Source organism: Opacimonas viscosa (assembly GCF_024199005.1).
Lineage (GTDB): Bacteria > Pseudomonadota > Gammaproteobacteria > Enterobacterales > Alteromonadaceae > Opacimonas > Opacimonas viscosa.
This window is the reverse complement of sequence record NZ_JANATA010000017.1, coordinates 1-12,801: the sequence shown is the minus strand read 5'-3', so window position 1 is coordinate 12,801 and position 12,801 is coordinate 1. Positions and strand designations below refer to the sequence as shown.

Sequence of the window (12,801 nt, the reverse complement as noted above, 5' to 3'; positions counted from 1 at the left end):
TTCTTTGTTCCTTCGCTACCCGCAATAACTAACCTATGAACTTCCTTATTGTACTCACTCTCTAGTCCAGAAAGGGAGGCTGTTCGAGGAAATCCTGTTGATGTATTTGTTGCATGGTAGCATGACTGATATTACCCCCTGATAGGATCACCATGACCGTTTTGGGGCAAGTTTGCTCACTAAGCCACGCCACCACACCAGCCATAGTCATACAGCAGGTTGGTTCAATATGCAGTTTGAGTAAGTGATGTAACCATTGGGTCCAATAGGCAATTTGGGTTTCGTTAACTTCATAAAACCCATCGAGTTGTTGTAAAAACTGAAAAGTAATATCTCCTACTGCAGGTGTTGCAGCCCCATCTGCTAATGTTATTGGCGTTTCTTTTAGCGTATAGATCTCATTTTGTTGAAGTGATATAGATGCGTCATTAGCGACTTCAGGCTCAACACCTATCACTGCCGTACTTGGGGACAAGCCTTGAGCTGCCAAAACCGCTCCAGAGACCAGACCACCGCCACCACAGGGCGCAAAAATCGCATCTAATTTGGCACCTTGCTGTTGGGCTTGCATAAAAGCCTCCGCACTTGCGGTGCCTTGTCCTGCTATAATATCGGGATGGTTAAATGGCGGGATCCATACGGTTCCCTCTGTTTGAGCGGCAGCTTGGACTGCTTTATCGGCTTCAGGTCGGGTGGGATAGAGTTGTAACGAAGCACCATATGCAGTTGTAGCTGCTGCTTTAACAGTGGAAATATTTGCAGTAGAAAAAATAGTCACTGGACACCCTAACTGAGCACCTGCATACGCAACAGCTTGGGCATGATTACCTGAACTATTCGCCACAACATGATTGGGTAGGCTATATTCAGATTGATATTTAAGTAAAAAATTACTCGCGCCACGAAGTTTAAAAGCACCTGTACGTTGCAGACATTCCGCTTTAAATAATACCTTATGCCCCAACCAGCTATTTAACAATGAAGAGGCCACTATCGGTGTCGGAGTAATAATATCTGCAATTCTTTCTTGCGCGGCTAAGACATCAGAAAACGTAGGTAAAGACACAAAATTACTCCTGTACCAGATTAAAAATTGACACGTATTGAAACATTTTTACTCGGTCTCATACATTAATTTAGTCTACACTGAAAACGTTTATTAACAAATAAAAGGAAGTTTACATGGGTTTACTCGATGGTTTATTAGGTAATGCATCAGAAGTCGATATTACAGAAGTTAGGGAAGAGTTAGGTCCCGTACTAGCTGATGGTGAGTCAGTCACTAAAGCGTATGTTTTGGTTCGTGATATGATTGTTTTTACGACGGCGCGGATGATTATGGTCGATAAACAAGGGATCACTGGTCGCAAAGTTGAATATCACAGTATCCCTTACAAATCTGTCACCCAATTCAAAGTGGAAACAGCGGGTCGTTTTGATATGGAATCAGAATTAAAAATTTATATTTCTGGTCAAAGTACACCATTAGAAGTCAATCTCACACCCGAATGTGCGATGGGTGTGCAACAGGCATTAGCGTCGAATTTATTTAAATAACAGCCGCCAAGCCAAGGTAGGTGTGTTAGCTAACTACCTTGGTTTGGTATCAAATCACCACTAATTTTGACTTATTACTCGCAAAACTCAGCCAATACCTGCCTCAGGTAGAAGATATTTTAATCTCCGTTTATGGGGTAGGGTATCGTTTAAAATAGTGGCATGGTTATCTTTATTGGTAAAACCATAATTAGCAAAGTGGTAAAGCGATAGTACTGAAGCAAAGCAACTCTACATAGGATTTGACGCTAGGTTAGACGCTCACAAAAGTTTGACTGTATCTAGCTAATAGGCCAAAACGGATGACATAAAACTCGCAGATTATGCGTTAGCGACTGCTAAAGCCTATGATAGCGCTAACTCTAGCATTATTCTTACCTTTCCCCCTAATATCCAAATGTTCATTCTCGGTGGTGACTTTTATCAGTAAATTTAAGCTCCCTTTTTTACAATGAAATATACCACAACTAATTCGCTGTATGCGGCTGACAGAAGTAAAAAAAACACTACAAAATGTGTTAACCATTTGTTATTTTGGTTGACAATTTGGTAATCGCGTTATATCTTTTTGGTATGTGGTTTGGTCAAAACTTTAATTGCGTCCCTAGACAAGTATTAAACTCATCAATCCAATCACTTTTTTATGTAGCTAGCGCACCAGATAGCGCTAATTTTTTTTTGAAATACGTGTGTTCTATTTAAGGAGTTATACATGTCTAAACCTACTATTGGTTTTATCGGTCTTGGCCTAATGGGCGGCAATATGGTCGAGAATTTACAAAACAAAGGCTACCCAGTCATTGTTATGGATTTGAATAAAGATGCAGTTGACGTTTGTGTACAACGTGGTGCAAGTGTTGCCGGTTCAAATAAAGAATTAGCAGAAAAAGCAGACATCGTAATGCTTTGCTTAACTACATCAAAAATTGTTGAGCACGTAATTTATTCTGAAGATGGTATTTTAGCGGGTATCAAGTCAGGTTCAGTACTTATCGATTTTGGTACATCAATTCCTGCATCTACTCGTAAAATTGGTGCTGATTTAGCAGCTAAAGGTGCTGGCATGATCGATGCTCCATTAGGTCGTACTCCTGCACATGCTAAAGATGGTCTACTGAACATTATGGCATCGGGTGATCTTGAAACATTTAACAAAGTTAAGCCAGTTCTTGAAGATCAGGGTGAAAACGTTTTCCATTTAGGTGAGTTAGGTGCAGGTCATGCAACTAAACTTATCAATAACTTCATGGGTATGACAACGGTTTGTACTATGGCTCAAGCATTTGCAGTAGCTGAAAAAGCTGGCATAGACGGACAACAGTTGTTTGATATTATGTCTACAGGTCCTTCAAGTTCTCCATTCATGCAATTCTGTAAAAACTATGCAGTCGATAACGTCAGTGACTTAGGTTTCTCAATTGCTAATGCGAATAAAGATTTAGGTTACTTCCTACAAATGGTTGAAGACTTAGGCACAGAATCATTAATCGCGCAAGGCTCATCTGCTAACCTCAATGCTGCTCTAGAAGCCGGTATGGGTAATGGCAATGTACCAGAGATTTTTGATTATTTTAAAACGTTAACGAAATAACGTTTGTTGAGTATGACTCAGATAAAACGGTGTGTTTTATCTGAGTCATACTCCATTCCTACACGTTTTTACACTCATATATAAATTATTAGAAAGAGTCACTTATGGTTTCAATTAAAAAAATCGCATGTATTTTTTCCCTTCTCCTCACCACTCAATATGCATTCTTTGCTCATGCGGATGAGTACTTTATTGAAACCAAAGACGCATACTATGCTATTCAAGACAACTTGAATGCAGGTGATACCGTCATATTAAAAAACGGCACATGGCACGATTTTGAAATTTTATTTTCAGGGCAAGGTACGGCTGACGAACCAATTCGTTTAACCGCAGAAAATGCAGGTCAGGTCATCATTAGCGGCCAATCTAATTTACGTCTTGCTGGTCAATATTTAGAAGTTAGTGGGTTGGTTTTTAAAAACGGCTATACCCCAACGAGTTCTGTCATCGAATTTCGCAAAGACAGCTCTGAACTGGCATTTCACTCACGAGTGACACAAACAGTTATTGATAATTTTAACAACCCTGACAAAACAGAATCAGATTACTGGGTAGCGCTGTATGGTCGGTATAATCGTTTTGATCATAACCATATTGTTGGCAAGCGCAACCGCGGTGTTACGGTTGCTGTGCGTTTAAATACTGAAGCTAGCCAACAAAACCAACACCGCATCGACCATAACTATTTTGGCTATCGTCCGACATTTGGTTCAAACGGTGGTGAAACACTCCGTATTGGCACAAGCCATTATTCATTAACCGATTCATTAACCATTGTTGAAAACAACTATTTTGAGCAAACGAATGGTGAAGTTGAAATTATTTCGGTGAAATCTGGCAAAAATATCATTCGTGGTAACGTATTCCTGGAGGCGCAAGGAACGTTAACAATGCGTCATGGTAACGGAAACTTGATTGAAGAAAATGTCTTCATTGGTAATAAGGTCCCGCACACCGGTGGTATTCGAGTGATTAACAAGGATCAAATTATCCGTAACAACTATCTTGAGGGGTTGACTGGTTATCGCTTTGGCAGTGGTTTTACCGTGATGAATGGGGTACCTAATTCTCGAATTAATCGTTATCATCAAGTTGAAAATGCAACGATTACAAATAATACTCTAGTTGACGTTGAACACATTCAATTAGCGGCTGGCAGTGACTCAGAAAGAAGCGCAGTACCTATTAACAGCGTCATGTCAGGTAATCTAATTATCAATCGTACGACTCAGCAACCATTTACATTATTTGATGACGTCAGCGGTATTAAATTTTCTGACAATGTCATGAACCAAGCCCCTTTGAGTGAATTGAAATACGGCATAAAGCAACAAAATGTCACTCTTGAAAGAGCGGCTAACGGCTTACTTTATCCACAAGATAAGTCTTTAAATATTGGCGCAAAACGCGATCTACGCGTGCTTGATAAATCTACAACGGGTGTTTCATGGTATCCCAAAGTCCCAGCTGTTATTGCGTTTGGTTCAGGTGAGACGCATGCAATTGAGGCAACACCAGAAGCATTGTTAGCGGCATTTGAAGTAGCCAAATCAGGCGATACTATCGCAATAGCCGCCGGTGAATTCACAGTGCCACGCGTATTGTTTGTTGACAAGGTGCTCACCATCAAGGCGCAAGAAGCCGGTTCAGTTAAATTAGGTTTTGAGAAATCTACGTTATTTGAAATTTTAGATGGTGGAAGCTTAGCGCTAGATGGTGTTGAAGTTTCGGGTACTAAGAGTCCAGATTCTTACGGTAACAGCGTTATTCGTACCAAAAAATGGGGCATGATAGAAAATTACCGTTTGCGTGTAACAAATTCACGCTTTGTGGATCTCAACATTAATCATTCTTTTCATTTCTTTGTTACCGGTAAAGGCGCCTTCGCTGATGAAATTACCCTACAAGGCAATACATTTTCAGCGGTTAGCGGTGATATTTTACAGCTGGATGCCGAAATAGAAGACCTAGGTATTTACAACGCCGAGTATGTCAATATTCAAAATAATGCTTTTACAGATGTTTCTGGTGCAGTAGTTAAATTGTACCGTGGTGGGACGGATGAAAGTACTTTTGGACCACATTTATTAGTCAATCAGAATACGCTTAACAACGTTGGTCAAGGTAAGCGCAACAAGACAGGTGCAAGTTTATTTATTCACGGTGTGCAAGTGACTGACATTGAGCAAAATGATTTTGCTGATACCAAAGTCATCGTTGTCGAGCACACAGTAGGTGAGCCAAAGACGGTGATTCGCCAAAACACATACAATACAGTGCCATTTGTAACAGTTGAAGAGTTACGTTTCCCAGGGCCTCACACAGCTGTATTAGATAATAATAAACAAATTAAATAATATTCAAAGGTAATTATATGTTGTTTCGTACATGGAAAAAAATAACGGCAGTCGTTGCATTAGCATTGACAGTTAGTTGTGTAAGCCACTCAAGCCTTGCTCAGAATCCTAACTTGGTAATAACCCAAGCAGATGTTGTAGCTATGCGTATAGGCGTACAAAAAGAAGGGCGTTTTCAGAATGCTTACAATGATTTACGTGCAACGGTTGATCGTCAACTCGTTCAGGAAATCAATGTTCCAGTGCCTAAAGATGGTGGTGGTGGTTATACTCACGAAGTGCATAAAAAAAATTATCAGTACATGTACAATGCTGGACTTATCTTCCAAATAAGCGAAGACCAGAAATATGCTGATTCTGTAAAGGATATGCTGTTGGAGTACGCGGAGTTATACCCGACGCTCGACGTGCACCCTAAACGTAAAGTCAATTCTCAGAATCCTGGTAAATTTTTCTGGCAAAGTCTTAATGAAGCAATGTGGATGGTTTATACCATACAAGCATATGACTTAGTTAAGGCTGCCATTCCTGCCGCAGATAGAGCAACTATAGAGAATGATTTATTAAAGCCAGTGGCTGAGTTCCTTTCTGTTGGTCAACCTTCAACTTTTAACAAGGTTCATAACCATGGTACTTGGGCTACCGCAGGTGTTGGTATGGCTGGTTATGTCTTGGACGAGCCTGAGTGGGTTGAAATGGCTTTATATGACCTTGAAAAATCGGGTAAAGGTGGGTTTTTACGTCAGCTAGATGAGTTGTTTTCTCCACAAGGTTACTATAACGAAGGGCCTTACTATCAGCGCTTTGCTTTGCTTCCGTTCATTACGTTTGCCAAAGCCATAGAAAATAACGAACCAGAAAGAAAAATTTTCGAATATCGTGATGGTATTGTATACAAGGCAATTGATACAACTATCCAACTGAGCTATGCCGGCCTGTTCTACCCAATCAATGATGCGATCAAGAGTAAAGGCACAGACACAATTGAGTTGGTTCACGGTGTTACCATTGCTTACGGTTTATCAGGTGAGCGTGGTTTATTGTCGATTGCAGAAGAACAAAACCAAGTGATTTTATCTGGCGATGGCTTATTAGTTGCTGAAGCTTTAGATCAGGGACTGCAGTTACCATATGCCTATCGCTCAGTAGCGTTCGGTGACGGTAATGACGGTAAACAAGGTGCTTTAGTTATTATGCGCAGCGATTTAGATGGGGAACAGTCCGTCTTATTCAAGCCAGCCTCCCAAGGGTTAGGTCACGGTCATTTTGACAAACTTACATGGCAGTTCTACGACCTAGGAGAAGAGATTGTATCTGATTATGGTGCCGCTAGATTCTTAAATGTAGAAGCTAAATTTGGTGGTCGTTATCTGCCAGAAAATAATAGCTATGCAAAACACACTGTCGCGCATAACACTGTGGTGGTAGATGAGATTTCACACTTTGATAATAACGTCAAAGTGGGTAACGCAAATTGGCCAACATTGGCATATTTTGAGACCTCAGATGAGGGTTCTGTGTCTCGAGCAAGTATCGCTACAGCCTACCCAGGTGTAAATCTAGACCGGACATTGGCATTGGTCAATTTGCCTGAGCTTGGTCGAACAGTAGTAGTCGATGTATTTGCAGTGACGGGTCAGTCGAAACAGCAGTATGACCTCCCTTTACATTATTTAGGTCAGTTGATTGATACGTCTTTTCCATTACAGGCAAAAGCAAATAACCTACAGATGCTTGGCACTGACAATGGGTATCAGCATTTATGGTTAAAAGGTCAAGCTACCCCAGATTCTGGCTTAGCAAAAGTGACTTGGTTAAATAAAAACGGACGTTTTTATACGCAAACCAGTTTAGTAGATGGTTCTGAAACGTTTTTATTCACTCAGTTAGGCGCTACCGATCCAAACTTTAACTTGCGTAATGAGCAAGGTTTCATTCGTCGTGTTAAGAGTAATGAGCACACTTTTGTATCAGTATTAGAGCCGCACGGTGAATATAATCCAAGTAAAGAATATACCTTGGATGCGGTCAGCACAGTGACAAGTTTAACTTATACCGAACAAGATAATGTTGTGTTTGTTGAGTTAAGTATTGCGGGTAATGACTATTTGATCGCACTTAATTCTTCTGCTCAGAACGCAAAAGAAGTGACATTTAAAAATTCAAAATACACGTTAAGCGGTCGCTTAAGTGTGTTTTCACAAAAATAATAAATTTGGAGATTAATTATGAATAAACAAAGCGAACATTTTTTATTTGGTGATGAGACCCCTATTGAAGATTTAGGTGGTGGTTTAAAACGCCAGATGCTTGGTTTTAACCACGAACTAATGGCTGTAAAAATTTGGTTTGATAAGGGCATTGAAGCCTACACACACCAACACCGTCACTCTCAAGTGACATACGTTGTGGAAGGTGAATTTCATTTCAACGTCGGTGGTGTAGTTAAAGTACTAAAAGCTGGTGACAGCTGTTTGATTCCACCACACACGGAGCACGGTGCGATATCACCTACAGGCGGTATTTTGATTGATACCTTTAGTCCTGCACGTGAAGACTTTGTTGAGGATAAATAAATGAAACTGAATGGATTACGTTGGTGGGTTATCGCGTTGATTGCGTTAGCGACCATCATTAATTATATCGACAGACAGACCTTAAGTGTTTTGTGGCCAGAAATTGTAGAAGATTTATTTCCAGATGAATCTGCTTTAGAGCGCAAACAAATATATGCCAATATCTCTATTGTGTTTGTTTTTGCATACGCTTTTGGTCAAGCTATCTTTGGTAAAATATTTGATTGGATTGGTACACGTATGGGTTTTGTTTTATCCATTGGTGTTTGGTCTATAGCGACTATCTTACATGCTTTTACTCAAGGGGTGCTTAGTTTAAGTATTGTTCGTGCAATCTTAGGTGTGGCAGAAGCGGGTAACTGGCCTGGTGCAACCAAAGCCAACGCAGAATGGTTCCCCATTAATGAGCGTGCATTAGCCCAAGGTATTTTTAACTCAGGTGCTGCTATCGGTGGTATTGTCTCTATACCAATGATTGCTTTCTTAACGGTTTATTTCAGCTGGCAAATGGTGTTTGTGGTAGTTGGTGCAATTGGTTTCCTATGGATTGTTCCATGGATAGTGTTAGTTAAATCACCGCCTGGTAAACACCCATGGATCACTGAAGAAGAGCGTCAATATATTCTAACAGGTCAAAAAGCAGTAACAGCTGATAACACGGTATCTGACGATGAATACAACCCTTCTACCGGTGAGTTACTAAAACGCAAAGAAAGCTGGGGGGTTATCTTAGCTTCTGCTGCGATTGACCCTATCTGGTGGTTATTTGTTTTTTGGATCCCCATTTACCTAAACGAAGTTTACGGTATGGATGTTAAATCTATTGGTATATACGGATGGGTGCCTTACGTTGGTGCGATGTTTGGTGCTTGGTTTGGTGGATTGTTAGCGCAAAACCGATTGAAATCAGGCTGGGATGCAAACAAGACAAGAAAACTTGTTATTACTTTGGGCTGTTTGATTATGCTACCTGCTTTATTGGCAATGGCCAACCCAGGTGGTCCAGTAACAGCAGTTCTTATTATGGCTGTTATTTTATTTGGCTTCCAGACAGCTATTGGTAACGTACAAACTTTACCAAGTGATTTGTTAGGTAAGCAAGCAGTTGGAACCCTTGCTGGTTTTGCTGGTATGGCTGCCAAGCTTGGTGCTGTTGGTTTAACATCTTTAGTACCTTTCCTAACAGCTGATGGTAATTACACGCCAGCTTTTGTTATAGGTGCATCATTAGCGGTGACTGCAGTATTATCCGTTTGGGTGCTTATCCCAAGAATAGAACAGCTTAAACCAAAAGCGTAACTATGATTAAGCCTTATGCACCGCATAAGGCTTTACTTTTTCTAAGTGGACATTATGAAATCTATTTATTTTCTAGGTGAATGTATGGTTGAGTTAAAGCCAACTGAACCTGGACTCTTAAAACAATCGTTTGCTGGCGATGTTTTCAACTCTGCGGTCTATCTAAAACGCACATTTAAAGATATTAAAACTGGATTTACTTCAGTAATGGGAACAGACAATTTAAGTCGACAGATGTTTGATGTTCTCTTAGAAGAAGGTATTGATACAAATACAATTTATACAAACCCAGAGCGTACTTTAGGTCTTTACTATATTGAGACTGATCACACAGGAGAGCGTTCATTTACCTATTGGCGCAATCAATCTGCTGCTAGAACGATTGTTAAATACTTAGACGACTCAGCATTAACGGTATTGGGTGAGGCTGACTACGTTTTTGTCTCTGGTATTTCCCTAGCTGTTATTGCACCAGAACAACGTGAGTTATTTTGGCAAAAACTCGAATTGTTAAAAGATCAAGGTGTTGCGATCATATTTGATCCTAATTATCGCGCTAGATTGTGGGCGAGTGAAGATGAAGCTAAAGCGCAATTTACCAAAGCATTAGAGTTTGCGGATATTGTCATGCCAGGCGTAGAGGATTTTACTGCCTTATACGATATTCACACTGCAGAAGCGTTACTTGAATTCTGCAAACCTTTTCAAATACAAGAAATCATTATTAAAAATGGTCCTGGTGTTGTTATCTCACACTACGCTGGAGAGACACAACAGCACACGATTACACCAGTAAAAAATGTTGTTGATACGACGTCAGCAGGGGATGCTTTTAATGGCGTTTACCTGGGAGCTCGGTTATCAGGACAAAGTATTGCTGATGCGGTTGTTATTGCAGCTAAAGCTGCAGGCACTGTCATACAGTTTCCTGGTGCAATCATCCCTGCACAAGATTATGCCAATGTAATGTTGGGCTAAGTGCGAAGTGGAATAGTAGCGACGCTTCGTTGCTATTCACATTCATTTCAATTTTTAAACGAGATTTATTATGAAAAAGTTTTCCTCTTTAATGGCGGAACAGACCCTTTTGCCTATCATTCAGGCTAAAACTCCAGAAGAAGGAGTATTACTTGCTAAAGCAATGCAAGATTCTGGATTGCATTTGGTTGAAGTGGTATTACGTACGGAAGCATCATTAGAAGCGCTTATTGCAATCAAAAAAGAATTACCAGACTTAATTGTTGGAGCTGGTACTGTCATTGATACACAGATTTTACAAAAAGCATTAGAGGCGGGTTCTGATTTCATCGTAACTCCAGCAGTCTCAGGGCACTTATTATCAGAACTTGCTAAGTTAGACATTCCTGTTTTACCAGGTGTTTCTACGACAGGTGAAATTCTACAGGCTTATGAATACGGATTTATGGAGCAAAAACTGTTCCCAGCTTCATTGGCAGGTGGGGCACCTTTCTTATCTGCATTATCATCAGTATTCCGAGATGTATCATTTTGTCCTACTGGTGGTATTAATGGTGCTAATAAAGCAGATTTTCTATCATTACCAAATGTTTTTGCTGCTGGTGGTACTTGGATGGTGCCGAAAGATCTGTTAGCCGCCCAAGATTGGGCTGGTATTACAGAGGCATGTCGTTTAGCTCAACAATAAAAGGATTTGTTATGAATATGCAACCAGGTGTTGTGGTAGGTGCACAAGTAGGTGAATTGTATGCGCATGCTAGAGAGCATCGTTATGCTTTTCCTGCAGTCAATGTGGTAGGCACACAATCATTAAATGCGACTTTAGAAGCCGCAAAAAATGTGAATTCACCAGTGATAATTCAATTATCCAATGGTGGCGCTCAGTTTTTTGTCGGTAAAGGTATTCCTGTAGAAGGGCATGCTAAGGCTGTTTTGGGGGCGGTGGCTGCGGCTAAGTATACCCATGAGGTGGCTGAACATTATGGTATCCCTGTAATGTTGCATACAGATCATGCTGCAAAGAAATTACTACCTTGGATCGATGGGTTATTGGATGCTGGTGAAGCTTACTTTGCACAAACAGGTAAACCTTTGTTTAGTTCTCACATGATTGATCTTTCGGAAGAACCTCTAGCTGAAAATATTGCAATTTGTGCAAAATATTTAGCCCGTATGGCAAAGATGGGTATGACCCTAGAAATTGAATTAGGTTGTACTGGGGGGGAAGAAGATGGTGTTGATAACAGCCATTTAGATAGCTCTGCACTATATACCCAGCCTGAAGATGTTGCTTATGCGTATGCTGAGTTGAGTAAGATTAGCCCTAATTTCATTATTGCTGCATCCTTCGGTAATGTACATGGCGTTTATAAACCAGGTAATGTTGTTTTGACACCAACCATTTTACGAGATTCACAGGCTTATGTGAGTGACCAATTTGGCTTACCACACAATAGCTTAAATTTTGTTTTCCATGGTGGTAGCGGTTCTGATCCTGAGAAAATAACTGAATCTTTAGGTTATGGTGTTGTTAAAATGAATATCGACACTGATACTCAGTGGGCAACTTGGTCAGGTTTACTGAATTATTACAACGACAAGCAAGCTTACCTACAAGGTCAACTGGGTAATCCGGAAGGGTCTGATAAGCCAAATAAAAAACATTATGATCCTCGTGTCTGGTTACGTGAATGTGAAACCAGTATGGTGACCCGACTTGAGACTTGTTTTGCTGACTTGAATTGCCTGAACAGGTATAGCCAATGAAAAGATTAATTCCTGTGCTAAAACAAGATGGTGTTGATACCCAGTTGATAATGCTCATTAGGACTATTCTAGCGAGTACCAAAGAAATTGCATTTAGAGTCAGTCAGGGCGAATTAGCTGGCGTATTGGGCTCCACTTTAAATTCAAATATCCAAGGTGAAGTCCAAAAGAAGCTGGATATTTTATCTAATCAACTGCTCAAAGACCTCCTTGCTGAAGATGATAGTGTCATGGCAATAGCTTCTGAGGAAGAAGATGACGTTGTTGGTGTGAACCCTGAAGGTCAATTCTTAGTAGCATTTGATCCGCTTGATGGTTCTTCAAATATCGATGTAAATGGCCAAATAGGTACGATATTTACCATTTATCCAGCTCAGCCTGATGTTGCTTATGACAGTACAGTCCAGTTTGCTCAACCAGGTAAGAACCAATTGTGTGCTGGATATGTGTTATACGGTCCGTCTACATTATTAGTTATGTCAACAGGAAGCACAACACGGTGCTACACCTTAGATTTGACGCATGGTGGTTTTCTATTAACCCAAGAGTCATTTTCTATCCCTGAGTTTAGTAAAGATTTTGCGGTGAATATGGCTAATTACCGCTATTGGCCAAATCTGTAATCCCCCCATTTCAAGTAGCAAAAATAACTAGACTATCACGCTGCTTGTAA

The 12,801-nt window shown here is 40.4% G+C and carries 10 protein-coding genes and 1 pseudogene; 10 read left to right on the top strand and 1 reads right to left on the bottom strand.

The genetic code is table 11. The features are described from left to right. Positions 1-61 precede the first annotated feature (61 nt). Entirely contained in the window at positions 62-1,066 is a 1,005-nt protein-coding gene (locus tag NLF92_RS09620; protein WP_254101261.1) for a serine/threonine dehydratase, read from the bottom strand. A gap of 116 nt (positions 1,067-1,182) precedes the next feature. Between NLF92_RS09620 and NLF92_RS09615 the strand changes: the two genes are divergently transcribed. From NLF92_RS09615 to NLF92_RS09570, 10 genes and pseudogenes are all read left to right on the top strand, one after another. Beyond that, positions 1,183-1,557: a PH domain-containing protein gene (locus tag NLF92_RS09615; RefSeq protein ID WP_254101259.1), complete on the top strand. Its 375-nt coding sequence runs from the start codon at positions 1,183-1,185 to the stop codon at positions 1,555-1,557. Between the two features lie 712 nt (positions 1,558-2,269). Then, positions 2,270-3,148, top strand: a complete 879-nt coding sequence (locus tag NLF92_RS09610; protein WP_254101257.1) for an NAD(P)-dependent oxidoreductase — start codon at positions 2,270-2,272, stop codon at positions 3,146-3,148. Positions 3,149-3,252: 104 nt separating this feature from the next. Further along, positions 3,253-5,508, top strand: coding sequence for a chondroitinase-B domain-containing protein (locus NLF92_RS09605; protein ID WP_254101255.1), 2,256 nt, complete (start codon positions 3,253-3,255; stop codon positions 5,506-5,508). 17 nt (positions 5,509-5,525) lie between these two features. Then, positions 5,526-7,718, top strand: coding sequence for a heparinase II/III domain-containing protein (locus tag NLF92_RS09600; RefSeq protein WP_254101253.1), 2,193 nt, complete (start codon positions 5,526-5,528; stop codon positions 7,716-7,718). 18 nt (positions 7,719-7,736) lie between these two features. Next, positions 7,737-8,084, top strand: coding sequence for a cupin domain-containing protein (locus tag NLF92_RS09595; RefSeq protein ID WP_254101251.1), 348 nt, complete (start codon positions 7,737-7,739; stop codon positions 8,082-8,084). Continuing rightward, positions 8,085-9,383 carry an MFS transporter gene (locus NLF92_RS09590; RefSeq protein ID WP_254101249.1) on the top strand — a complete coding sequence of 433 codons (1,299 nt, stop codon included), beginning with the start codon at positions 8,085-8,087 and terminating at the stop codon, positions 9,381-9,383. 54 nt (positions 9,384-9,437) lie between these two features. After that, complete coding sequence (locus tag NLF92_RS09585; RefSeq protein WP_254101247.1) at positions 9,438-10,361, top strand: sugar kinase; 924 nt, start codon at positions 9,438-9,440, stop codon at positions 10,359-10,361. 70 nt (positions 10,362-10,431) lie between these two features. Further along, positions 10,432-11,049 (top strand): bifunctional 4-hydroxy-2-oxoglutarate aldolase/2-dehydro-3-deoxy-phosphogluconate aldolase, encoded by a 618-nt coding sequence (gene eda, locus NLF92_RS09580; protein WP_254101245.1) that lies wholly within the window; start codon positions 10,432-10,434, stop codon positions 11,047-11,049. An 11-nt stretch (positions 11,050-11,060) separates the two neighbouring features. Beyond that, positions 11,061-12,128 (top strand): class II fructose-bisphosphate aldolase, encoded by a 1,068-nt coding sequence (gene fbaA, locus NLF92_RS09575; protein WP_254101243.1) that lies wholly within the window; start codon positions 11,061-11,063, stop codon positions 12,126-12,128. Beyond that, positions 12,125-12,739 (top strand): annotated as a pseudogene (locus NLF92_RS09570) (class 1 fructose-bisphosphatase); the annotation flags it as partial. The gene fbaA and the pseudogene NLF92_RS09570, both read left to right, overlap by 4 nt. Positions 12,740-12,801: the final 62 nt, after the last annotated feature.